The organism is Chromobacterium subtsugae, from assembly GCF_035919665.1.
Lineage (GTDB): Bacteria > Pseudomonadota > Gammaproteobacteria > Burkholderiales > Chromobacteriaceae > Chromobacterium > Chromobacterium subtsugae.
The window spans coordinates 3,805,997-3,828,170 of record NZ_CP142381.1 but is presented as its reverse complement, the minus strand read 5'-3'; the positions used below and the strand labels follow the sequence as shown (position 1 = coordinate 3,828,170).

Sequence of the window (22,174 nt, the reverse complement as noted above, 5' to 3'; positions counted from 1 at the left end):
CGCGCAAATCGCGCGATGTAATGTCTTTGACATTTTTCTGGCTTAGATTATCGCGGTTGAACGAAATCAGGCTGTTTTCCCAAGATCATGCAAAGTTGCGTCGAGCCGCTCCTGTCCCCGGGGGCGGCGGGCTGGTGTCAGGAGCTGGAGGAAATCATAGGCCGGCGCAGGCTGCAGCCGGTATTCCAGCCTATCGTCGATCTGGACGCCGGCAGCATACTGGGCTACGAAGGCCTGATACGCGGACCGTCCGACAGCGCGCTGCATTCGCCGATGATGTTGTTCGAGGCGGCGGAGCGCTGCCGGATGACGCTGCCGCTGGACCTGGCCTGCCTCAGGGCCTGCGCCGAGCGCTTCGCGGAACTGGCGCTGCCGGGCCTGCTGTTCGTCAACCTCCACCCGGAGACGTTGTTGCTGCAAGGGCAGCGACCGGCTTCCATCCTGGGATTTCTCGGCCAGATCGGCCTGGACAGCAAGCGCGTGATCCTGGAGTTGACCGAAACCCGGCCAAACGGCGGCTATCTGGCGCTGCGCGAAGTCACCGCCGCCTGCCGGCAGGGCGGCCTGCGCATCGCCTTGGACGACCTGGGCGAAGGCTTCTCCAATCTCAGGCTGTGGTCGGAGCTGCGGCCGGATTTCGTCAAGCTGGACAAGCATTTCGTGCAGAACATCCATCTGGACCCGCTGAAGGAGCAGTTCGTCCGCTCCATCGCCGACATCGCCCGCCAGTCCGGCGCGCTGCTGGTGGCGGAGGGGATAGAGTCGGCGGCGGAGCTGCGCACGCTGTGCCGGCTGGGCGTCCGCTACGGCCAGGGCTATCTGCTGGCCCGGCCCCAGGCCAATCCCGCCCACGCGTTGCCCTTGCCGGCGCACGCGCTGCCATGGGCCGGCAACCGCCGCCAGGGCCTGCGCAACCAGCCGCTGGCGCGCGACCTGCTGCTGGAGGTGGCGCCGCTGGAGGCGCGGGTGCCCAATGAAACCGCTTACCGCCGTTTCGCCGACCACCCCGACTGTTTCGCCATTCCGGTGGTGGAGGATGGCGTGCCGGTGGGGCTGCTGCGCCGGCACCACCTGCTGGAAAGCTTCGCCAAGCCGTTCAACCGCGAGCTGTACGGCAAGAAGCCCTGCCACCTGATGATGGACAAGCAGCCGTTGGTGGTGAGCGCCGACTTGAATGTGCATGAATTGTCCAGCCTGGTGGTGGCGGCCGAGCAGCGCTATCTGGTGGACGGCTTCATCATCACGGAAAACGGTCGCTACCTGGGCATGGGCACCGGCTTCGCGCTGATGCGCAAGATCACCGAGCTGCAGCTGTCGGCAGCCCGCTACGCCAACCCGCTGACCGGCCTGCCAGGCAATGTGCCGATCAACGAGGCCATCGACCGCCTGCTGGGCATGAAGACGCCGTTCGTCGCAGCCTACGCCGACCTGGATCATTTCAAGCCGTTTAATGATTTATACGGCTATGCCGCCGGCGACAGCCTGATCGAACTGGTGGCCCACCTGTTGCTGGAGCATGCCGACCCGGAACGCGATTTCGTCGGCCACGTCGGCGGCGACGATTTCGTGGTGCTGATGCAGGCGGACGACTGGGAGGCGCGCCTGCAATGCGTGCTGGAAGCGTTCGGCCGGCTGGCCGCGCCGCATTTTTCCGACCGCCACCGCGAGGCCGGCGGCTTCGAGGTGGCGGCGCGCAACGGAGAGACAGTGTTCCAGCCGCTGACGACGCTGTCCCTGGGCGTGGTGCGGGTGAAGCCGGGGCAGTTCGGCAGCCATCACGAGATCGGCGCGGTGACCGCCGAGGCCAAGAAGCAGGCGAAGAAAATCCCCGGCAACAGTCTGTTCGTCGAAAGACGCCAGCCCGCCGCGACGGTTGCCGGCTGCCGTTGCGGCCTGGCCGAGGGCGGCGGCTGAGGCGGGAAAACGACAGCGTTGTCAGACAATTACTACGGCAACTATCGCCGCCACTTGTCAAATTTATTAAACATGGCATAGGCTGTCCCCAAAAGCCGCCGCAACCGACGACGGCCGCGCTGTCCGTAGGACGGCAGACAAAGAGGAGACATCATGGCCCGTTCCATTCGTTTGCTCGCGCCGTCCCCGCCGCGCCTTCCCGCTCGCTTTTCGCTTAACTTCGTTGCATCTTTATCAGGCAGGGCTGGCCGCGCTTTGCCATGCTGGTAGCGCGTAGTCCGTCGCTGCCCGCCGCGGCATAGCCCGTTTCTTGCCCGGTTCCATTCATTCGCAGGCCGCGTGCCATCCATCGGCATCGCGCCTGCCCGGGGTTAGAGTTGGAGGGAGTCAGATCATGTCGGAAGCCATTGCGGCCACGAAACACGCAGCAGCCATTCCCGCCGTCGGAGCCGTTTCCGGCGTCAGCGGCAACGAGGAGGCCCCGTATCTGAAGATTGCCGGGGTGGTGAAGAAATTCGGCGAACACCTGGCGGTGGATCACATCGACCTAGATATCCGCAAAAAGGAAATCTTCGCCCTGCTGGGCAGCTCGGGCTGCGGCAAGTCCACGCTGCTGCGCATGCTGGCGGGGATGGAGACGCCAAGCGCCGGCCGCATCATTCTTGACGGCCAGGACATGCATGGCCTGCAGCCCTACCAGCGCCCGGTCAACATGATGTTCCAGAACTACGCGCTGTTTCCGCACATGACGGTGGAAGAGAACGTGGCCTTCGGCCTGAAGCAGGACAAGGTGCCGAGGGACGAAATCGCCGAGCGGGTGGCGAAAATGCTGGACCTGGTGCAGATGCGCAAGTTCGCCGGCCGCAAGCCGCATCAGCTGTCCGGCGGCCAGCAGCAGCGGGTGGCGCTGGCGCGCAGTCTGGTGAAGCGGCCCAAGCTGTTGCTGCTGGACGAGCCTTTGGGCGCGCTGGACAAGAAGCTCAGGCAGCAGACCCAGCTGGAGCTGGTCAACACCATCGAGGCGGTCGGCGTCACCTGCATCATGGTGACCCACGATCAGGAAGAAGCGATGACGATGGCCAGCCGCATCGGCATCATGAGCGAGGGCAAGCTGCTGCAGGTGGGCTCCCCGACCGAGATCTACGAATACCCGAATTGCCGCTTCACCGCCGAATTCATCGGCGAGACCAATATGCTGGAGGGCGCGGTGGCGGTGGACGAGCCGGACTTGGTGGAGATCCATTCGCAGGAGCTGGGCGGCGTGATCCGCATCGAGCACGGCATCACAGGCCCCAAGGGCATGCACGTGTGGGCCAGCGTGCGGCCGGAGGACGTTCGGCTGGACAAGCAGCCCTTGCCGCCCGGCCCCAACCGCGCCGCCGGCACGGTGCAGGATATCGCCTACCTGGGCAGTTATTCCATCTATCACGTGAAACTGGCGGGCGGCAAGGTCGTCAAATCCATCGTGCCGTCGTCGCGCTGGTGCGACGCCAATGAAACGCCGCCCACCTGGGGAGACCCGGTGCATGTCAGCTGGCGCTCCGACGCGCCGGTGGTGCTGACCCAGTAACACGCCTGCCTGTCCGGCCCCGGCTTGCCGGGGCCTATCCGCAATCGACATCGAGGAATCCATGCTGCGCTTCGCTCATCAGCCGCATCCGCCATCCTATTACGCCGCCACCGCCCACGCCTGGGATCCGCAGCCGCCGCTGCGCGGCGAGGCCAGCTGCGACGTATGCGTGGTGGGCGGCGGGCTGGCCGGCCTGTCGGCGGCGCTGAACCTGCGCGAGAAGGGTTTCTCGGTGATTCTGCTGGAGGGCTCGCAGGTCGGCTTCGGCGCCTCCGGCCGCAACGGCGGCCAGGTGATCGCCGGCTATGCCGGCGATATCGACGGCATCCGCCGCCAGCTGGGCGACGAGGCGGCGCGGGCGCTGTGGGACATGTCGGTGGAGGCGGTGGAGATCATCGACGAGCGCGTGCGGCGCCACGCCATCGCCTGCGACTGGCAGCGCGGCTACGTCAACGTGGCGGTGAAGCCCCGCCATCTGCGGGAATTGGAAGACTGGCAGCGCGAGGCCGAGCAGCGCTACGGCTATGGCGGCCAGCAGCTGTGGGACCGCGCCGCGCTGCGCGGCAAACTGGCCAGCGAACGCTACCAGGGAGGGCTGTTCGACCCGCGCTCCGGCCATCTGCACCCGCTCAACTATACGCTGGGCCTGGCCCGCGCGGCGCTGGGGGCCGGCGTGGCCATCCATGAGCAGACGCCGGCACTGCGCATCGAGCAGGGCGACGCGCCCAAGGTATTCACCGAGCACGGCGTGGTCCGCTGCCGCCAACTGGTGCTGGCCTGTAATTCCTACATCGGCGCGCTGGCGCCGCAGCTGGAGCGGCGCATCATGCCGGCCGGCACCTATGTGATCGCCACCGAGCCGCTGGGCGAGGCGAGGGCGCGCGCGCTGATCGCCGACAATATGGCGGTGTGCGACACCAATTTCGTGCTCGACTACTACCGGCTGTCGGCCGACCACCGCTTGCTGTTCGGCGGCAAGGTCAGCTATTCCGGCCATGAGCCGCGCGACTTGGCCGGCGCCATGCGCGCCGACATGCTGCGCGTGTTCCCGCAGCTGGCGGACGCGCGCATCGATTACGCCTGGGGCGGCTTCTGCGACATCACCGCCAACCGCGCGCCGGACTTCGGCCGCTTGTCGGGCAACGTCTATTACCTGCAGGGTTTCTCCGGCCACGGCGTCAACATCACCGGCCTGGCCGGCAAGGTGGTGGCGGAGGCCATCGCCGGCACCTCGTCGCGGCTGGACCTGTTCGGCAAGATCCGCCACCGCGACTTTCCCGGCGGCAAGTTGTTGCGCACCCCGGCGCTGGTGTTAGGGATGGCTTACTACCGGATGCGCGACTATCTGTAGTCTCGGCTTCGCTGGTCTTGGCGCGGCTGGGGAGCGCCCGGCAAGGCCGGGCTTCTTCCCTACAGGGCCTGTTTCAGAAAGCGAATGACCGATGGCGCCAGCGTTGGCGACAACGGCTGCGGCGTTGCGCCGTAGGAGGCTTGATGCTGCGGATCGTCGTCGCGCAGCAGGTGATTCATGCCGGGGATGTTTTGCAGCAGGCTGTCCGGCTTGGCCGCGTGCAGCGTTTCGCCTTCCGCCTTCGGCACCTGATGGTCGGCGCCGCCCTGCACGATCAGCGTCGGCGCTTTCAGCGCGCGGATGGCCTCGGTGGGAGTGTAGCGGAACCACGAAATCAGATAGGGCTGGATGCTGGGGCGGTACACCACCAGCAGCGGGCCTGGAACGTTGTCGGCTTCGCGGCCCTGCCGCAGCGCTTGCAGAATCCGCTCGCTCTGCTTGGCCAGATCTTCCGGCAGCCGCGGCGCCAGCTGGGCTCGCAGGAAATCGGCCGCGTTGCGCGCCGGGCCGTCCAGCGAAACGAACGCGGCGGCGTTCTGCTTCTGCGCGGCCAGCATGCCGATCAGCGAGCCTTCGCTGTGGCCGATCACCGCGACCTTGGAGAAGCGCGGGTCGGTTTTCAGCTTGGCGATCCAGCCGGCCGCGTCGTCCACATAGTCGTCGAAATGCAGCGCCGCCTCGTCCAGGCCGGCGGCGCGGCTTTCGCCTATGGCGCGTTTATCGTAGCGAACCGAAGCGATGCCGGCGTCGGCCAAGGCCTGAGCCAGCTGTTTCAGATAGCCGCCGCTGCCGTAGGGCAGGCCCGGATTGTCGCCGTCGCGGTTGGTGGGGCCGGAGCCGGCGATGATCAGCGCGACCGGCGCTTTGCCGGAGGGCTCCGGCAACAGCAGCGAGCCGGCGATGCGGCCACTGGCGGTATCCAGCGCGATGGGCAACTCGTTCGCGGCCTGGGCGGGCCTCGCCAGCGCGGCAAGCAGAACGGCGTAAGGGAGTAGACGCATGATGGGCTCCTGCAGGGAAACATCCATCATATGGCGCGAGGTATTGCTACGTCATGAAGCGTCGCCGCCGCAGACGCCGGCCGTGGCTGCGGCGCGACAATCTCACTGCCCGCGCATGAACAGCTTGTCCAGGTCGCGCATGGTCAGCCGGCTCCAGGTGGGGCGGCCGTGGTTGCACTGGCCGGAGCGCTCGGTGGCTTCCATGTCGCGCAGCAGCGCGTTCATTTCCGGCAGGGTCAGCTGGCGGTTGGCGCGCACCGCGCCGTGGCAGGCCATGGTGGCCAACAGCTCGTTGCGGCGTTCGGTCAGCACTTGGGTCAGGCCGAACTCGCGCACGTCCTTCAGCACCGCGCGCGCCAAGTCCACCGGATCGCCATCCTTCAGCCACACCGGCACGCCGCGCACGGCGATCTGGGTCGGCGACAGCGGCGCCAGCTCCACGCCCAGCCGTTTCATCTCTTCGCCGTGCTCGTGGGCGGTGGCCACCTCCATGCGGTCTGCGGCGAACGACACCGGCAGCAGCAAAGGCTGCAGCGGGATGGCGTCGGTTTCCAGCGCGGTTTTCAGCCGTTCGTAGACGATGCGTTCGTGCGCCGCGTGCATGTCCACCAGAATCAGCCCTTCGGCGCATTGGCTGAGGATGTAGACGCCGTGCAATTGCGCCAGCGCGAAGCCCAGCGGCGGGATGCCGTTTTCGTCGTGCGCCGGCATGGCCAGCGCCGCCGGGTGCGGCAGCGGCGCGGCGGGGGAGGGCATGGCCGGCTCGGCGCGCGACAGCGCCCGTTCTTCCTCGCGCAGGCCGCCGAACATCTTGTCATAGACGCCCACCGCTTCGCGGGCGACATGCAGCGGGATGGACTGCTGCTGATACTGGAAGGGCTGCGGCGCCGGCATACCGGACGTGGCTGGCCGGGGAGCGGGGCTGGCGAACAGCGGGGCCGATTCGCCGCGCGGCAGCGGCGGCGCGGCCGGTTCCGCGCCATCCACCTGCACCGTCGGCGCGGCGCCGGCGCTGGTGCCGGCCAGCGCCTTGTGCACGCTGTGAAACAGGAATTGGTGCACGGCTTGCGATTCGCGGAAGCGCACTTCGATCTTGGTCGGGTGCACGTTGACGTCCACGCCGGACGGCTCAAGCGTGAAGAACAGCGCGTAGGCCGGGTGGCGGTCGTGGTGCAGCACGTCGCGGTAGGCCTGGCGCAGCGCGTGCTGGGCGGTCTTGTCGCGCACGAAGCGGCCGTTGACGTAGAAGTACTGGGCGTCGCGGCTGGCCTTGGAGTAAGTGGGCGAGGCGACGAAGCCGGTCAGCGCCAGCGGGCCGGCCTGACTGTCCAGCGGAATGGCGGCGGCGACGAAGTCCTTGCCCAATAGCGCCGCCACGCGGTCTTCAGCGCTTTGCGACGGCAGCCGCCACGCTACCTTGCCGTTGTGGCGCAGCAGGAATTCGACATGCGGATGCGCCAGCGCGATGCGCTCGAAAGTGGCCGCGCAGTGCGCGTACTCGGTGTTCTCGCTTTTGAGGAATTTGCGCCGCGCCGGGGTGTTGAAATACAGGTCCACCACTTCCACGCTGGTGCCGTGCGGATGTGCGGCCGGCTCCACCGGGTGCAGCGTGCCGTCTATCGCGATGATCTGGTGCGCGTGATCGGCGTCTTGCGGCCGGCTCACCAGCGTCAGCCGGGACACCGACGCCACGCTGGCCAGCCCCTCGCCGCGGAAGCCCAGCGTGCCCACCGATTCCAGGTCGTCCAGCGAGGCGATCTTGCTGGTGGCGTGGCGATCCAGCGCCAGCGGCAGATCATCCGCCGCGATGCCGGCGCCGTTGTCGGTGACGCGGATCAGCTTGATGCCGCCCTGGGCCAGATCCACGCTGATCCGCGTCGAGCCGGCGTCCAGGCTGTTTTCCAGCATTTCCTTCAGCGCGGAGGCGGGGCGTTCCACCACTTCGCCGGCGGCGATCTGGTTGACGAGGTGGTCGGGCAGGCGTTGGATGCGTTTCATGGGCGGCGTTGTGGCGTGGTATCAAAGCGAAAGGCCGCCCTTGGGGCGGCCTGGTCGATTTTACTACGGATTACGACCTGGCGGCCGCGCGCTTGTGGCGCGCGAATTCGATGATGGCCGGCAGGAAGGAGACGAAGATGATGCCCAGCACCAGCAGTTCCAGGTTCTTGCGCACGAAGGGCAGATTGCCGAAGAAGTAGCCGGCGTAGACGAAGCTGGCCACCCAGATCACCGCGCCGGCGACGTTGTAGACTGTGAACTGGCGGTAGCCCATCGCGCCGATGCCGGCGACGAAGGGGGCGAAGGTGCGCAGGATGGGCGCGAAGCGGGTGAAGATGATGGTCTTGCCGCCGTGGCGCGCGAAGAAGGCGTGGGTCTTGTCCAGGTAGTCCTGTTTGATCAGGCGCGGGTAGCGCTGCAGCAGCGCTTTGCCGAGGTAGCGGCCTATGGTGTAGTTGGCGGTGTTGCCGAGCACGCCGGCGACGATCAGCGTGGCGGTCAGCGCGTGCACATCCATCTTGCCCATCGCGGCCAAGGCGCCGGCGACGAACAGCAGCGAGTCGCCGGGCAGGAAGGGCGTCACCACCAGGCCGGTTTCGCAGAAGATGATCAGGAACAGGATGGCGTAGATCCACGGGCCGTAGTCGGCCACCAGTTGCGCCAGGTGGGTGTCGATGTGCAGGATGAAATCGATCAGGAATGTCAGAACTTCCATGAGGGTTCCAGTGCGTGTTGCGGGGTGGGCGGGACAAAAAACTGGCCGGACAAAGCCGGCCAGTCGTTCAGTGGGCGGTGGTCAGACCACCGCTTCCTCTTTTGGTTTCACCGGCTTGATCATGTGCTCGCGCGTCACGCCCAGCCACAGCGCGATCGGGCTGGCCACCAGCACCGACGAGTAGATGCCGAACAGGATGCCGATGGTCAGCGCCATCGCGAAGCCGTGCAGCGCCGGGCCGCCGAAGACCAGCATCGACACCACCATCATCTCGGTGGAGAAGTGGGTGATGATGGTGCGGCTCATCGTCGAGGTGATGGCGTTGTCGATGACCGAGGCCACCGCCTGGCCGCGCATGCCCGGCTTGCGGAAGTTTTCGCGGATCCGGTCGAACACCACCACCGACTCGTTCACCGAGTAGCCCAGCACCGCCAGGATGCCGGCCAGCACGGTCAGCGAGAATTCCCAGCGGAAGAAGGCGAAGCAGCCGAGGATGATCACCACGTCGTGCATGTTGGCGATGATGGCCGCCACCGCGAAGCGCCATTCGAAGCGCAGCGCCAGGTAGGCCATGATGCCCAGGCACACCAGGATGACGGCGGTCAGGCCGCTGGACACCAGTTCGGCGCCGACGCTGGGGCCGACGAAGTCCACCTTGCGCAGCTGCACGCTGCTGTCGGCGGCCTTGAGCTGGCCCATCACCTTGTCGGACAGTTGGGCCGAGCTGGTGCCCGGCTTGTTCGGCAGGCGGATCATCACGTCGCGGCTGCTGCCCAGGTTCTGCACGGTGGCTTCGCCCAGCTTCAACTGGTCGACGGTGTCGCGGATCTTGTCCAGGTCGGCCGATTGCTGGTATTGCACTTCCAGCACGGTGCCGCCGGTGAATTCCACGCTGAAATTCAGGCCGCGGGCGGCCAGGAAGAATACCGCCACGATGAAGGTCACCAGCGAGATCGCCGTGGTGAGCCTGCCGTAGCTCATGAACGGGATGTCCCGTTTGATGCGGAAAAGCTCCATGATTTAGCCCTTGTTTTCCGGTTTCCACACCTGGCCGATGGCCAGCGAGGTCAGTTTGCGGCGACGGCCGTACCACAGGTTGACCAGACCGCGCGAAACCAGCACCGCCGAGAACATCGAGGTCAGGATGCCGAGGCAGTGCACGATGGCGAAGCCGCGCACCGGACCGGTGCCGAAGATCATCAGCGCCAGGCCGGCGATCAGCGTGGTGACGTTGGAGTCCAGGATGGTGGCCCAGGCGTGGCCGTAGCCGGCCTGGATCGCCGAGTGCGGCGGCACGCCGTTGCGCAGCTCCTCGCGGATGCGCTCGTTGATCAGCACGTTGGCGTCAATCGCCATGCCCAGCGCCAACGCGATGGCGGCGATGCCGGGCAAGGTCAGCGTGGCCTGCAGCGCGGACAGGATGGCCACCAGCAGGAACACGTTGATCGCCAGCGACAGGCCGGAGAACACGCCGAACAGGCCGTAGTACAGCACCATGAAGGCGACGATGGCGGCGAAGCCCCACAGCGTGGCGTGGAAGCCCTTCTCGATGTTTTCCTGGCCCAGGCTCGGGCCGATGGTGCGTTCCTCGATGATGTTCATCGGGGCGGCCAGGGAGCCGGCGCGCAGCAGCAGCGCGGTGTCGTTGGCTTCGGCGGCGTTCATGCTGCCGGAGATTTCCACGCGGCCGCCGCCGATTTCCTGGCGGATCACCGGCGCGGTCACCACTTCCTTGCGGCCCTTTTCCACCAGCACCATCGCCATGCGCTTGCCGACGTTCTCGGCGGTGAGCTGGCGGAAGATGGCGGCACCGGCGCTGTCTAGCGTGATGCTGACGGCGGGCGCGCCGAACTGGTCGAAGCTGGGGTTGGCGTCGTTGATGTTGTCGCCGGTCAGCTCCACGTCGTTCTTCAGCAGGATCTTGCTGTGGCCGCGCGAGCTGACGTCGTCCAGCAGTTCGTAGCCAGAGGGAACGTTGCCGTTGACGGCGTCGCTCAGCTTGCCTTGGTCGTCTTCCACCATGCGCACCTGCAGCGTGGCGGTGCGGCCGATGATGTCCTTGGCGCGGGCGGTGTCCTGGATGCCGGGCAGCTGCACCACGATGCGGTTGGGGCCCGCCTGCTGGATGATGGGTTCGGTGGTGCCCAGCTCGTTGACGCGATTATGCAGCGTCATGATGTTCTGCTTGACCGCGTCGCTCTGGATCTTGGTGATTTCTTCCGGCTTCAGCGTCAGCAGCAGGCGGTTGCTGGCGTCGTCGGTTTGCACCGCCAGGGTCGGCAGCGTGCGGTAGGCCACGTCCTGCGCCGATTTCAGCGTGTCGCCGTCGCGCAGCTGCACTTCCAGCGTATTGCCGTTGCGCTTGATGGCGCCGTAGCGCACCTGCTTGTTCTTCAGCTCGCGGCGCAGATCGCCTGCGTAGCGTTCCATGGTCTTGTCGGTGGCGGCCTTCATGTCGACTTCCAGCAGGAAGTGGACGCCGCCGCGCAGGTCAAGGCCCAGGAACATCGGGTTGGCGTGCAGCGCGGTCAGCCAGGCGGGGGAGGCCGGCAGCAGGTTCAGCGCGATGATGTAGTTGTCGCCCAGCGCGTGCTGGATGGCGTCGCGCGCCTTCAACTGGGTGTCGGTGTCCTTGAAGCGCACTTTCAGGCTGTTGGCGGCGTCGAGGAAGACGCCGTCAGGACTGATGTTCTGCGCTTTCAGCGCCTCTTCCACCCGCGCCATCACTGCGGTGTCCACCGGGACGGACTGGCGCGAACTGGAGACCTGCACGGCGGGGGTTTCGCCGTAGAAGTTGGGCAGCGTGTAGATCGCCGACAGGATCAGCGCCACCACGATGACGAGGTATTTCCAGAGAGGGTAGCGGTTCATGTTCTAGTTCTGGGGAGGGAAATGAACAGGCCGCCGCGGACGATGTCCGGGGCGGCCGGGGCTTGCTTACAGGGACTTCATCGTGCCTTTTTCCAGCTTGGCGCTGACGGCGCCGCGCTGCACGGTGATTTCCACGCCGTTGGCGATTTCCAGGGTCAGGTACTGCTCGCTGGTTTTCGCCACGCGGCCGACGATGCCGCCCTGGGTGACGACTTCATCGCCCTTCTGGATTTCCGACAGCATCTTCTGGGTTTCCTTCATGCGCTTCTGCTGCGGGCGCACCATCAGGAACCAGAACAGCACGAAAATCACGATCATGGGCAGGAAGCCCATCAGGTCGAAACCGGCGGGGCTGCCGCTGCCGGCGGCGAAGGCGGGGGAGATGAACATCAGGATGACTCCTAGTTGTTATGGCTGCTGATTCAAACAGGGCATTGTAGCCATGCTCCATGGCTTTTCCAACCATGGAGCGCGGCAGCGGCGTGGGACCGTTTCCGGCGCCGCCTGGTTCCCTGCTTTAATTAATTGACGCCGCGCGCGCGGTTGGCGGCGAACTCCAGGCGGAAGTCCTCGAAGCGGTCGTCTTCGATGGACTTGCGCACCTGGCGCATCAGTTCCTGGTAGTAGAACAGATTGTGGATGGTGTTCAGGCGCGCGCCCAAAATCTCACCGACGCGGTGCAGGTGGTGCAGGTAGGCGCGGCTGAAGTTCTTGCAGGTGTAGCACTCGCAAGCCTCGTCCAGCGGGCGCTTGTCGTCCTTGTAGCGCGCGTTCTTGATCTTGACGTCGCCCCATTGGGTGAAGATCCAGCCGTTGCGCGCGTTGCGGGTCGGCATCACGCAGTCGAACATGTCGACGCCGTTGGCCACGCCGTGCACCAGGTCTTCCGGCGTGCCCACGCCCATCAGGTAGTGGGGCTTGTCGGCCGGCAGCATGTCCTTCAGTTCGGTCAGCATTCGGTACATTTCAGGCTTGGGCTCGCCCACCGACAAGCCGCCGATGGCGATGCCGTCGAAGCCAACCTGCAGCAGGCCTTCCAGCGACTCCTGGCGCAGGTCGGTGTACAGATTGCCCTGCACGATGCCGAACAGCGCGTTCGGGTTTTTCAGGTCGTCGAAGGCGCGGCGCGAGCGCTCGGCCCAGCGCAGGCTCATCTGCAGCGATTTCTGCGCGGTGGCGTGGTCCACCTGGCCGGGCGTGCATTCGTCCAGCTGCATCACGATGTCCGAATTGAGCACGGTCTGGATTTTCATCGAGATTTCCGGACTCAGGAACAGCTTGTCGCCGTTGATCGGGCTCTGGAAGGTGCAGCCTTCCTCGGTCAGCTTGCGCATGTCGGACAGGCTGAACACCTGGAAGCCGCCGGAGTCGGTGAGGATGGGGCGGTCCCAGCCTATGAATTCGTGCAGGCCGCCGAATTGCTCGACGATCTCAAGCCCGGGGCGCAGCCACAGGTGGAAAGTGTTGCCCAGGATGATCTCGGCGCCGATATCCTTGAGCTCGACCGGGCTCATCGCCTTGACCGAGCCATAAGTGCCCACCGGCTGGAAAACCGGGGTTTCCACGGTGCCGTGGTTCAGTTCCAGCGTACCGCGCCGCGCGCCGCCGGAGGTCTTGTGTACGGTAAACTTCAGCATTCTGGATATGTTTTTTTAGCAAAATCAGTCCGCTAGTATACAGGAAGCGCGGCATGTGCGGCGCATCTGGAAAATTGTTCTTGCCAAGAGAGGCGCCTTTCTTTATTATTCATCACTCGACGACAGGCACGTAGCTCAGTTGGTTAGAGCACCACCTTGACATGGTGGGGGTCGTTGGTTCGAATCCAATCGTGCCTACCAAATTCAATGCATGGAGTTGCCAAGTGAATTTCTTGCGAACTACCACCACCCGACATACTCACCAAAGCTGAGCCTTGCGGGTTGTACCATGCGAAAAAGAAGTGCGGCTCAGGCCGCACTTTTTTTTTACCCTTTTTTTCTGAATTCGTTTTAGATTCGATCACACAAAATACTCGCCCTCGTTGGAGTTGATATGCCAGACATTCGCTTGCCGGACGGCTCTATCCGTTCTTTCGACAAACCGGTAACGGTCCATGAAGTGGCCGCCTCCATCGGCGCCGGCCTCGCGCGCGCCGCGCTGGCGGGCCGCGTGGACGGCAAGCTGGTGGATACCAGCTTCCAGATCGACGGCGACGCCGATCTGGCCATCATCACCGACAAGGACGCCGACGGCCTGTCCGTCATCCGCCACTCCACCGCTCACTTGCTGGCTTACGCTGTCAAGGAGCTGTTCCCGGAGGCGCAGGTGACCATCGGGCCGGAGATCGAAAACGGCTTCTACTACGACTTCGCCTACAAGCGTCCGTTCACGCCGGAAGACCTGGTCGCCATCGAAAAGAAGATGGCCGAACTGGCCAAGAAGGACATTCCGGTGGAGCGTTACGAGCTGCCGCGCGACGAGGCCATCGCCTACTTCAAGTCGATCGGCGAGGCGTACAAGGCCGAGATCATCGAATCGATCCCGCAGGGCGAAGTGCTGTCGCTGTACCGCGAGGGCGAATTCACCGACCTGTGCCGCGGCCCGCACGTGCCGTCCACCGGCAAGCTGAAGGTGTTCAAGCTGATGAAGGTGGCCGGCGCCTACTGGCGCGGCGACAGCAAGAACGAGATGCTGCAGCGCGTCTACGGCACCGCCTGGGCCAAGAAGGAAGATCTGGAAGCCTACCTCTATATGCTGGAAGAGGCGGAAAAGCGCGACCACCGCAAGCTGGGCGTGCAGCTGGACCTGTTCCACCTGCAGGACGAAGCGCCGGGCATGGTGTTCTGGCATCCGAAAGGCTGGCAGCTGTGGCAGAGTGTCGAGCAATACATGCGCGACAAGCTGAACCGCGAAGGCTATAAGGAAATCCGCACCCCGATGATGATGGACGCCCATCTGTGGGAGCGTTCCGGCCACGCCGCCAACTACCGCGAGAACATGTTCATCACCGAATCGGAAAAGCGCGACTATGCGGTCAAGCCGATGAACTGCCCGGGCCACGTTCAGGTATTCAACAGCGGCCTGCGCTCTTATCGCGACCTGCCGCTGCGCTACGCCGAATTCGGTTCCTGCCACCGCAACGAGCCGTCCGGCGCGCTGCATGGCATCATGCGCGTGCGCGGCTTCGTGCAGGATGATGGCCACATTTTCTGTACCGAAGACCAGATCAACCAGGAGGCCAAGGACTTCCACCGCCTGGTGATGGAAGTGTATGACCGCTTCGGCTTCGACAAGGTGTCGATCAAGCTGGCGCTGCGTCCGGAAAAGCGCATCGGCGAAGAGTCCACCTGGGACAAGGCAGAGGAAGGCATGCGCGAGGCGCTGCGCGCCTGCGGCGTCGAGTGGGAAGAGCTGCCGGGCGAGGGCGCTTTCTACGGTCCCAAGATCGAATACCATATCAAGGACGCGCTGGGCCGCTCCTGGCAGTGCGGCACGCTGCAGCTGGACTTCATGCTGCCGGAGCGCCTGGATGCCGAATATGTGGCCGACGACAACAGCCGCAAACGCCCGGTGATGCTGCATCGCGCGGCGCTGGGCTCGCTGGAGCGCTTCCTCGGCATTCTGATCGAAAACCACGCCGGCGCCTTCCCCTTGTGGCTGGCTCCGGTGCAGCTGGTGGTGATGAATATCACCGAAGCGCAGGCCGATTATGCTGTTGAAGTGGCCAAATCTCTTGAGAAACAAGGCTTCCGTGTCGCGCTTGACTTGAGAAACGAGAAGATCGGCTATAAAATTCGCGAACACAGCCTGCAGAAGTTGCCGTATCAGATCGTGATCGGCGACAAGGAAAAGGCAGGCGGTCTGGTTGCCGTGCGCGCCCGGGGCGAAGATCTGGGCCAGCTCACGCTGGATGCGTTCATCGCGCGCCTCAAGGCTGAGATGCCTGAGGCCTGATCCAGCGGCGGCATACTCATCATTTATTAGGAGATTTCAGCTATAGCTCAGGAACGCGAAGCACGGATCAACGGCGAGATTACCGCTCGTGAGATTCGTCTGGTAGGTAAGGAAGGTGAGCAGATTGGCATCGTCAGTCTGCGTGAAGCAATGGCTCTGGCCGAAGAGGGTGATGTGGACCTGGTGGAGATTTCCCCGACCGCTCAGCCTCCGGTGTGCAAGCTGATGGACTACGGCAAGTACAAGTACGAAATGTCCAAGAAGCGCCACGAAGCCAAGCAGAAGCAGAAACAAGTTCAGATCAAGGAAATCAAGTTCCGTCCGGGCACCGACGATGGCGATTACAACGTCAAGTTGCGCAACCTGGTTCGTTTCCTGACTGAAGGCGACAAGGCCAAGGTCACTCTGCGCTTCCGCGGTCGTGAGATGGCGCACCAGGATATCGGCCTCGCGCTGCTCAAGCGCGTGGAAGCCGATCTGGCGGAAGTGGGCACGGTGGAGCAGTTCCCGCGCCTGGAAGGCCGCCAGATGGTGATGATGATTGCACCGAAGAAGAAATAATCGGTATAATCGTTTTTCCGACACGGCAGACTCAGCTCTGCCGTGTCGGTTTTGTAGGTCGGCAACGATCTGCTCAAAAGCGTGACGCAGTGGTTTCAAGAGCTTTCGGGCCACCCTGTGTCTAATCTAAACAAAATTCAGCAGGAGCATTTCCATGCCGAAAATGAAGACCAAGTCGAGCGCGAAAAAGCGTCTCAAAGTACTGGGTGGCGGTGGTTTCAAGCGTGCACACGCCTTCAAGCGTCACATCCTGACCAAGAAGACCACCAAGAACAAACGCCAGCTGCGCGGCACCTCCATGGTGGACGCGACCAACGTGGCGTCTGTTCGCGCAATGATGCCCTACGCTTAAGGAGACCTGAAATATGCCACGCGTAAAACGCGGTGTAACCGCACGTGCTCGTCACAAGAAAATCCTCGCACTGGCGAAAGGCTATCGCGGCCGCCGGAAGAACGTCTATCGCATCGCCAAACAGGCGGTGATGAAGGCGGGCCAATACGCCTACCGCGACCGTCGTCAGAAAAAGCGTCAGTTCCGTCAACTGTGGATCGCTCGTATCAACGCAGCTGCCCGTGAAAACGGCCTGCCGTACAGCAAGTTCATGAACGGTCTGAAGAAAGCCGGCATCGAAATCGACCGCAAGGTCCTGGCCGATCTGGCCGTGTTCGAAAAGGCCGCTTTTGCGCAGATCGTCGAAAAGGCGAAAGCAAGCCTCGCTGCTTAATCGTCTGGACGGATCTAAAGGGAGGCTTCTGCCTCCCTTTTTTTTGCCATCGGCGCCCTGGCGCCGCAAGAACGCTGATTAGACCGGGTGTGGCAAGCGCCTGCTGTGGTCAGCCTTCTTTTCGCATACGGTGTGGAACACGATGAACAACGTCGACGCGATTCTCCAAGCCGGCCAGGCGGCAGTCGCCGCCGCGGCCGATCTGATAGAGCTCGAGCAGGTCAAGGCGCGCTACCTTGGCAAGAGCGGCGAGCTGACCGAACTCCTCAAGCAACTGGGCAAGCTGGCGCCGGAAGAGCGCAAGGCTGCCGGCGCCACCATCAATCTGGCCAAGCAAGCTTTTGAAACCGCGCACAACGACAAGCGCGATCAGCTCAACGCCGCCAAGCTGGAAGCCCAGCTGGCCGCCGAGTCGCTGGACGTGACGCTGCCGGGCCGCGGCCTGGTGGGCGGCGGCCTGCACCCGGTGGCGCTGACGCTGGAGCGCATCGCCGGCCTGTTCCGCACCATGGGTTTCGAAGTGGCCGACGGCCCGGAAATCGAAAGCGATTTCTACAACTTCCAGGCGCTGAACATTCCGGAAAACCATCCGGCGCGCGCGATGCAGGACACCTTCTACGTTGAAAACGGCGACGTGCTGCGCACCCATACCAGCCCGATCCAGGCGCGCTTCATGGAAAGCCATCGCCCGCCGATCAAGATCGTCGCGCCGGGCCGCGTCTACCGCGTGGATTCCGATGCGACCCACTCGCCGATGTTCCACCAGATGGAAGGCCTGTGGGTGGATGAGGGCGTGTCCTTCGCCGACCTGAAAGCGGTGGTCACCGACTTCCTGCGCCGTTTCTTCGAGCGCGACGATCTGCAAGTGCGTTTCCGTCCGTCTTTTTTCCCGTTCACTGAAACTTCGGCCGAAATCGACGTGCTCGACGAGCAGGGCCGCTGGCTGGAAGTGGGCGGTTGCGGCATGGTGCACCCGAATGTGTTACGTATCGCCAACATCGATCCGGAAACCTACACCGGCTTCGCCTTCGGCATCGGCCTGGATCGTTTTGCCATGCTGCGCTACGGCGTCAACGACCTGCGCCTGTTCTTCGAGAACGATCTCAACTTCCTGAAGCAATTCAACTGATCGCGCACGGAGCCGACTATGCAATTTTCCGAACAATGGCTGAGAAGCTGGGTCAATCCGGCGCTGACCACCGATGAACTGTCCCACCTGCTGACGATGGCGGGTCTGGAAGTGGAAGAAACGCAAGCCGCCGCGCCGGCGTTCTCCGGCGTGGTGATCGCCGAGGTGAAAGAGTGCGTCAAGCACGAAAACGCCGACCGCCTGCGCGTGACCAAGGTTGACGTCGGCAGCGGCGAGCTGGTGCAGATCGTCTGCGGCGCGCCCAATGTCGCCGTCGGCGTGCGCATTCCCTGCGCGCTGCCGGGCGCGGTGCTGCCGGGCGACTTCAAGATCAAGCCGACCAAGATGCGCGGCGTGGAATCGGGCGGCATGCTGTGCTCCGGCAAGGAGCTGGGCGTGCCGGATGATGTGGACGGCCTGATGCTGCTGCCGGACGACGCGCCGATCGGCCAGAACATCCGCGAGTACCTGGGCCTGGACGACCAGCTGTTCACGCTGAAGATCACCCCCAACCGCGCCGACAGCTTGTCGATCCGCGGCATCGCCCGCGAAGTGGCGGCGCTGACCGGCGCCGAGCTGCGCCCGGTGGCGATCGAGGCGGTGAAGCCGTCCATCGATGACGTGCGTCCGGTGAAGATCGAGGCGCGCGAGGCCTGCGGCCGCTACCTGGGCCGCGTGGTCAGGGGCGTCAACGCCGCCGCGGCGACGCCGGCCTGGATGCGCCAGCGCCTGGAGCGTTCCGGCCTGCGTTCGATCTCCGCCATCGTGGACATCACCAACTACATCCTGCTGGAGCAGGGCCAGCCCATGCACGCTTTCGACCTGGCCAAGGTCGAAGGCGGCATCGCCGTGCGCATGGCGCGCGCGGGCGAAAGCCTGCTGTGCCTGAATGAGAAGACTGTCGAGCTGAAGCCGCATCATCTGGTGATCGCCGACGACGCCAAGGTATTGGCGATGGGCGGTTTCATGGGCGGCGAGCACAGCGGCGTCACCGCCGCGAGCCAGGACATTTTCCTGGAGTCGGCGTTCTTTGCGCCGGCCGCCATCGCCGGCCGCGCGCGCGAGCTGGGCTTCGGCTCCGATTCGTCCTACCGCTACGAGCGCGGCGTGGACTTTCAGCTGCAGCGCGAGGCGATCGAATGCGCCACCCGCCTGGTGCTGGACATCTGCGGCGGCGCCGCCGGCCCGGTGGTGGAAGAGGTTGCCGAGCTGCCGCAGCGCCAAGAGGTGAAGCTGCGTGTCGCCCGCGTGGCCAAAGTGCTGGGCGTGGCGCTGAGCGCCGAGCAGATCGCCGACATCCTGTCGCGCCTGAGCCTACCGCACACGCTGGAAAACGACGTGTTCACCGTGCAGGCGCCATCGTTCCGCTTCGACATCGAGATCGAGGAAGACCTGATTGAGGAAGTGGCTCGCGTTTACGGCTACAACAGCATCCCGTCCGACGCGCCGCGCTCCGGCATGAGCATGCTCAAGCAGCCGGAAGAGCAGCGCCCGGTGGACCAGCTGCGCCACTTGTTGGCGGCGCGCGACTACCAGGAAGTGGTCAGCTACGCCTTTGTCGACGAGCGCTGGGAGCGGGATTTCGCCGGCAACGACAAGGCCATTCGTCTGCAGAATCCGATCGCCAGCCAGATGAGCGTGATGCGCTCGACGCTGATCGGCGGCCTGGTGGACACCTTGGCCGGCAATATCAATCGCAAGCATCCGCGCGTGCGCTTGTTTGAGGTGGCGCGAGTGTTCCTGCGCGGCGAGCAGGGCTTCGAGCAGCCGGAAAAAGTGGCGGGCCTGGCCTGGGGGCCGCGCCTGGCCGAGCAGTGGGCGGCCAAGGCCGAGCGCGTCGATTTCTTCGATGTGAAGGCCGATGTCGAGGCGCTGCTGCATCCGCTCAAGGCGGAATACCGCAAGGCGGCCCATCCGGCCTTCCATCCCGGCCGCTGCGCCGAGGTGCTGGTGGATGGCAAGCTGGCCGGCGTGATCGGCGAGCTGCACCCGCAATGGGTGCAGGCTTACGATCTGCCGAGCGCGCCGGTGCTGTTCGAGCTGGATCTGGCTTGCGCCATCGCCCGCGACCGCATCAAGGCCAAGCCGGTGAGCAAGTTCCAGCCGGTGCGCCGCGATTTGGCGCTGGTGGTGGACGAGCAGGTGACTGTGGCGCAGCTGATGGCAGCCTTCGCGCCGAAACGCGCGCAAATTGTCACCGATATCGCCTTGTTCGATGTGTATCGTGGCAAAGGCGTGGCGGAAGGCAAGAAGAGTCTGGCCTTTAGCGTGCTGATGCAGGACAATAGCCGCACTCTGACCGACGAGGATGTGGAGCCTGCGCTGCAGGCGCTGCTGGATGCCGTGTCGGGACTGGGCGCGCAGCTGCGCGTTTGATTATGAAGTGAGCGGGGAGCCATTGATGGCTGCCCGCCGTTTGCTGCTTAGAAGTTTGAGGGGAATGTCATGACTTTGACGAAGGCTGAACTGGCCGATTTGCTGTTTGACCAGGTAGGTCTGAACAAACGCGAAGCCAAGGACATGGTCGAGTCGTTTTTCGAAGAGATCCGGCTGGCTCTGGAGTCGGGAGATTCGGTGAAATTGTCCGGTTTCGGCAATTTCCAACTGCGCGACAAGCCGCAGCGTCCGGGACGCAACCCCAAGACCGGGGAAGAGATTCCCATCACCGCGCGTCGTGTGGTAACGTTCCACGCAAGCCAGAAACTCAAGGGAATGGTTGAGCAATACCATGCTAACAAGCAAGGCTGATCTGCCGTCAATTCCATCCAAGCGTTACTTCACCATCAGCGAAGTCGGCGAGCTGACTGGTGTGAAGCCGCATGTATTGAGATATTGGGAGCAGGAATTTTCCCAGCTGCGCCAGGTGAAACGGCGCGGCAATCGCCGTTATTACCAGCATCATGAGGTTTTGCTGGTAAGGCGCATCCGCGCCTTGCTTTACGACGACGGTTTCACCATACAGGGCGCGCGCCAGCGCTTGGGCATGGGGGAAGTTTCCGAGCGTCCGATCACGGCGCAGGAAGTGCGCGCCGAATTGGAATCCATCCTGAATTGGCTGGATTCGGGTATTGGCAAGCCATAATAAATCGGTTAGAATACGTTTCTCTTGAGTCGGGGTGTAGCGCAGCCTGGTAGCGCACCTGCATGGGGTGCAGGGGGTCGGAAGTTCGAATCTTCTCACCCCGACCAAAACCAAATTCAGTTTGATGAAAAGCCCGGATCATTCCGGGCTTTTTGTTTTCCTCCCGCGGTTTCTCCGCGTCGTTTGATTTTCTCCGCAACTGATATATTCTGCTATTCCGCCTTTTTGAATAAACGGGCGGTTATTTCCGCAAGATTTTGTTTTCATTTGTGTTGAGCAATGGATTTCCATGAGTACGACCCGTCCCGATTCGCCTTGCATCGCCCTGTGTTCGACCGCGCTTGGCGACAATGTCTGCCGCGGCTGCGCCCGCACTTTCGGCGAGATCAGCCAGTGGTGCTTCATGGGCGCGGATGAGCGCGAAGCGGTATGGAGCCGCCTGCCGCAGCGGCAGCGGCTGTTGCAGCTGGCGGCCGCGTGTTCGGCGCTGCTGGAGCTGGACAGCCTGGATGGCGTCGAGTGGGGCAGGTTGCCGGACGGCTCGCACTACCGGCTGGAGGAAGGCGGCGGCGCGCTGCTGCGGCGTGATGCCGCGGGGCGGGACGAACAGCTGTGTTGCGAGGGCTTGACGCTGGAGCGGGCGGCCAGCTGGCTGCTGGCGCAACGTTGATTTTCTGGAGGACGCATGCAGGATAGTTCGCAGCCGCAGTTTTGGGAGCAGCGCTACCAGGAGGGCGTGATGCCTTGGGAGGGGGCGGAGCTGCCAGCGCCGGCCCGGGACTTCTTTTCTGGCCAGGTGCCGATGCGGGTCTTGCTGCCCGGCTGCGGCAGCGCGTCGGATATGCCGCCGCTGCACGCCATGGGCCATCAGGTGCTGGCGGTGGACTTCAGCCAGTCGGCGCTGGATCTGGCGCGCAGGCAATGGCCAGGCCTGGCGGACAAGCTGATGCTGGCCGATTTTTTCCAACTGGATTTGCCCGCTTTCGACTGTGTGTTCGAGCGGGCTTTTTTGTGCGCTTTGCCCATTGCCATGAGAAAGGGATATGCTGATGGCGTGGCGAGGCTGGTGGCGCCTGGCGGAGCGCTGGCCGGGGTGTTCTTCCTGGCGCAAACCGACCGCGGGCCGCCGTTCGGCATCGCGGAGGCGCAATTGGAAGCGTTGCTGGGCAATTGGTTTTCGCTGGAGGAAAAGCAATTGTTGCCGACTGGATTGCCAGTGTTCCGCGGCCAGGAGCACTGGATGGTCTGGCGCAGGCGCAAGCTTGATCTGGATCAAGCTTTGACGGCGTGAGGTTCTGGCCATTCGAATCGTTTTAAGAAAAAA

The 22,174-nt window shown here is 64.0% G+C and carries 20 protein-coding genes and 2 tRNA genes; 15 read left to right on the top strand and 7 right to left on the bottom strand.

What is annotated here, in order from left to right:
• Nucleotides 1–87: 87 nt before the first annotated feature.
• The 3 genes from U6115_RS18130 (at nucleotide 88) to U6115_RS18120 (ending at nucleotide 4,835) form a co-directional block, all read left to right on the top strand.
• Nucleotides 88–1,914 (top strand): GGDEF domain-containing protein, encoded by a 1,827-nt coding sequence (locus U6115_RS18130; protein ID WP_043575518.1) that lies wholly within the window; start codon nucleotides 88–90, stop codon nucleotides 1,912–1,914.
• A 394-nt stretch (nucleotides 1,915–2,308) separates the two neighbouring features.
• Nucleotides 2,309–3,484, top strand: a complete 1,176-nt coding sequence (locus U6115_RS18125; protein WP_052258072.1) for an ABC transporter ATP-binding protein — start codon at nucleotides 2,309–2,311, stop codon at nucleotides 3,482–3,484.
• A 61-nt stretch (nucleotides 3,485–3,545) separates the two neighbouring features.
• Nucleotides 3,546–4,835 (top strand): NAD(P)/FAD-dependent oxidoreductase, encoded by a 1,290-nt coding sequence (locus tag U6115_RS18120; protein WP_043575516.1) that lies wholly within the window; start codon nucleotides 3,546–3,548, stop codon nucleotides 4,833–4,835.
• A gap of 59 nt (nucleotides 4,836–4,894) precedes the next feature.
• Here the strand turns inward: U6115_RS18120 and U6115_RS18115 are convergent, their stop codons facing one another.
• The 7 genes from U6115_RS18115 to tgt all read right to left on the bottom strand — a co-directional run bounded on the left by U6115_RS18115 (nucleotide 4,895) and on the right by tgt (nucleotide 13,057).
• Nucleotides 4,895–5,836 carry an alpha/beta hydrolase gene (locus tag U6115_RS18115; RefSeq protein WP_043575795.1) on the bottom strand — a complete coding sequence of 314 codons (942 nt, stop codon included), beginning with the start codon at nucleotides 5,834–5,836 and terminating at the stop codon, nucleotides 4,895–4,897.
• A gap of 102 nt (nucleotides 5,837–5,938) precedes the next feature.
• Entirely contained in the window at nucleotides 5,939–7,834 is a 1,896-nt protein-coding gene (gene mutL, locus U6115_RS18110; protein WP_043575514.1) for a DNA mismatch repair endonuclease MutL, read from the bottom strand.
• Between the two features lie 70 nt (nucleotides 7,835–7,904).
• On the bottom strand, nucleotides 7,905–8,549 hold the full coding sequence (locus tag U6115_RS18105; RefSeq protein ID WP_043575512.1) for a DedA family protein: 645 nt from the start codon (nucleotides 8,547–8,549) through the stop codon (nucleotides 7,905–7,907).
• Between the two features lie 81 nt (nucleotides 8,550–8,630).
• Entirely contained in the window at nucleotides 8,631–9,566 is a 936-nt protein-coding gene (secF, locus tag U6115_RS18100) for a protein translocase subunit SecF (RefSeq protein WP_043575510.1), read from the bottom strand.
• Nucleotides 9,567–9,569: 3 nt separating this feature from the next.
• Complete coding sequence (secD, locus tag U6115_RS18095) at nucleotides 9,570–11,420, bottom strand: protein translocase subunit SecD (RefSeq protein ID WP_043575508.1); 1,851 nt, start codon at nucleotides 11,418–11,420, stop codon at nucleotides 9,570–9,572.
• Nucleotides 11,421–11,486: 66 nt separating this feature from the next.
• Nucleotides 11,487–11,810 carry a preprotein translocase subunit YajC gene (gene yajC, locus U6115_RS18090; RefSeq protein ID WP_043575507.1) on the bottom strand — a complete coding sequence of 108 codons (324 nt, stop codon included), beginning with the start codon at nucleotides 11,808–11,810 and terminating at the stop codon, nucleotides 11,487–11,489.
• Between the two features lie 131 nt (nucleotides 11,811–11,941).
• The gene (gene tgt, locus U6115_RS18085) at nucleotides 11,942–13,057 is read right to left on the bottom strand and encodes a tRNA guanosine(34) transglycosylase Tgt (protein ID WP_043575505.1); all 1,116 of its coding nucleotides are present in this window, start codon (nucleotides 13,055–13,057) and stop codon (nucleotides 11,942–11,944) included.
• Nucleotides 13,058–13,181: 124 nt separating this feature from the next.
• Here tgt and U6115_RS18080 point away from each other — a divergent pair.
• The 12 genes from U6115_RS18080 to U6115_RS18025 all read left to right on the top strand — a co-directional run bounded on the left by U6115_RS18080 (nucleotide 13,182) and on the right by U6115_RS18025 (nucleotide 22,141).
• A tRNA-Val gene (locus tag U6115_RS18080) sits at nucleotides 13,182–13,258 on the top strand.
• A 193-nt stretch (nucleotides 13,259–13,451) separates the two neighbouring features.
• Nucleotides 13,452–15,353 (top strand): threonine--tRNA ligase, encoded by a 1,902-nt coding sequence (gene thrS, locus U6115_RS18075; protein WP_043575503.1) that lies wholly within the window; start codon nucleotides 13,452–13,454, stop codon nucleotides 15,351–15,353.
• Between the two features lie 33 nt (nucleotides 15,354–15,386).
• Nucleotides 15,387–15,914 (top strand): translation initiation factor IF-3, encoded by a 528-nt coding sequence (infC, locus tag U6115_RS18070; protein ID WP_080509618.1) that lies wholly within the window; start codon nucleotides 15,387–15,389, stop codon nucleotides 15,912–15,914.
• 154 nt (nucleotides 15,915–16,068) lie between these two features.
• Nucleotides 16,069–16,266 (top strand): 50S ribosomal protein L35, encoded by a 198-nt coding sequence (gene rpmI, locus U6115_RS18065; protein WP_011134904.1) that lies wholly within the window; start codon nucleotides 16,069–16,071, stop codon nucleotides 16,264–16,266.
• Between the two features lie 13 nt (nucleotides 16,267–16,279).
• Nucleotides 16,280–16,639 carry a 50S ribosomal protein L20 gene (rplT, locus tag U6115_RS18060; protein ID WP_043575501.1) on the top strand — a complete coding sequence of 120 codons (360 nt, stop codon included), beginning with the start codon at nucleotides 16,280–16,282 and terminating at the stop codon, nucleotides 16,637–16,639.
• 142 nt (nucleotides 16,640–16,781) lie between these two features.
• Nucleotides 16,782–17,768: a phenylalanine--tRNA ligase subunit alpha gene (locus U6115_RS18055; RefSeq protein WP_043575498.1), complete on the top strand. Its 987-nt coding sequence runs from the start codon at nucleotides 16,782–16,784 to the stop codon at nucleotides 17,766–17,768.
• 18 nt (nucleotides 17,769–17,786) lie between these two features.
• Nucleotides 17,787–20,144: a phenylalanine--tRNA ligase subunit beta gene (gene pheT / locus U6115_RS18050; RefSeq protein ID WP_043575495.1), complete on the top strand. Its 2,358-nt coding sequence runs from the start codon at nucleotides 17,787–17,789 to the stop codon at nucleotides 20,142–20,144.
• Nucleotides 20,145–20,213: 69 nt separating this feature from the next.
• Entirely contained in the window at nucleotides 20,214–20,516 is a 303-nt protein-coding gene (locus U6115_RS18045) for an integration host factor subunit alpha (protein WP_011134908.1), read from the top strand.
• On the top strand, nucleotides 20,485–20,850 hold the full coding sequence (locus U6115_RS18040; RefSeq protein WP_230623367.1) for a MerR family transcriptional regulator: 366 nt from the start codon (nucleotides 20,485–20,487) through the stop codon (nucleotides 20,848–20,850). Before U6115_RS18045 ends, U6115_RS18040 begins: the two co-directional genes overlap by 32 nt.
• 30 nt (nucleotides 20,851–20,880) lie before the next feature.
• Nucleotides 20,881–20,957, top strand: a tRNA-Pro gene (locus tag U6115_RS18035).
• A 182-nt stretch (nucleotides 20,958–21,139) separates the two neighbouring features.
• Entirely contained in the window at nucleotides 21,140–21,520 is a 381-nt protein-coding gene (locus tag U6115_RS18030; RefSeq protein ID WP_043575490.1) for a DUF1289 domain-containing protein, read from the top strand.
• Between the two features lie 15 nt (nucleotides 21,521–21,535).
• Complete coding sequence (locus tag U6115_RS18025) at nucleotides 21,536–22,141, top strand: methyltransferase domain-containing protein (RefSeq protein WP_043575488.1); 606 nt, start codon at nucleotides 21,536–21,538, stop codon at nucleotides 22,139–22,141.
• Nucleotides 22,142–22,174 lie beyond the last annotated feature (33 nt).

Coding starts and splice junctions, on each gene's coding strand:
- U6115_RS18130 (WP_043575518.1), top strand. CDS start 88: ATGCAAAGTTGCGTCGAGCCGCTCCTGTCCCCGGGGGCGGCGGGCTGG.
- U6115_RS18125 (WP_052258072.1), top strand. CDS start 2,309: ATGTCGGAAGCCATTGCGGCCACGAAACACGCAGCAGCCATTCCCGCC.
- U6115_RS18120 (WP_043575516.1), top strand. CDS start 3,546: ATGCTGCGCTTCGCTCATCAGCCGCATCCGCCATCCTATTACGCCGCC.
- U6115_RS18115 (WP_043575795.1), bottom strand. CDS start 5,836: ATGCGTCTACTCCCTTACGCCGTTCTGCTTGCCGCGCTGGCGAGGCCC.
- mutL (WP_043575514.1), bottom strand. CDS start 7,834: ATGAAACGCATCCAACGCCTGCCCGACCACCTCGTCAACCAGATCGCC.
- U6115_RS18105 (WP_043575512.1), bottom strand. CDS start 8,549: ATGGAAGTTCTGACATTCCTGATCGATTTCATCCTGCACATCGACACC.
- secF (WP_043575510.1), bottom strand. CDS start 9,566: ATGGAGCTTTTCCGCATCAAACGGGACATCCCGTTCATGAGCTACGGC.
- secD (WP_043575508.1), bottom strand. CDS start 11,420: ATGAACCGCTACCCTCTCTGGAAATACCTCGTCATCGTGGTGGCGCTG.
- yajC (WP_043575507.1), bottom strand. CDS start 11,810: ATGTTCATCTCCCCCGCCTTCGCCGCCGGCAGCGGCAGCCCCGCCGGT.
- tgt (WP_043575505.1), bottom strand. CDS start 13,057: ATGCTGAAGTTTACCGTACACAAGACCTCCGGCGGCGCGCGGCGCGGT.
- thrS (WP_043575503.1), top strand. CDS start 13,452: ATGCCAGACATTCGCTTGCCGGACGGCTCTATCCGTTCTTTCGACAAA.
- rpmI (WP_011134904.1), top strand. CDS start 16,069: ATGCCGAAAATGAAGACCAAGTCGAGCGCGAAAAAGCGTCTCAAAGTA.
- rplT (WP_043575501.1), top strand. CDS start 16,280: ATGCCACGCGTAAAACGCGGTGTAACCGCACGTGCTCGTCACAAGAAA.
- U6115_RS18055 (WP_043575498.1), top strand. CDS start 16,782: ATGAACAACGTCGACGCGATTCTCCAAGCCGGCCAGGCGGCAGTCGCC.
- pheT (WP_043575495.1), top strand. CDS start 17,787: ATGCAATTTTCCGAACAATGGCTGAGAAGCTGGGTCAATCCGGCGCTG.
- U6115_RS18045 (WP_011134908.1), top strand. CDS start 20,214: ATGACTTTGACGAAGGCTGAACTGGCCGATTTGCTGTTTGACCAGGTA.
- U6115_RS18030 (WP_043575490.1), top strand. CDS start 21,140: ATGAGTACGACCCGTCCCGATTCGCCTTGCATCGCCCTGTGTTCGACC.
- U6115_RS18025 (WP_043575488.1), top strand. CDS start 21,536: ATGCAGGATAGTTCGCAGCCGCAGTTTTGGGAGCAGCGCTACCAGGAG.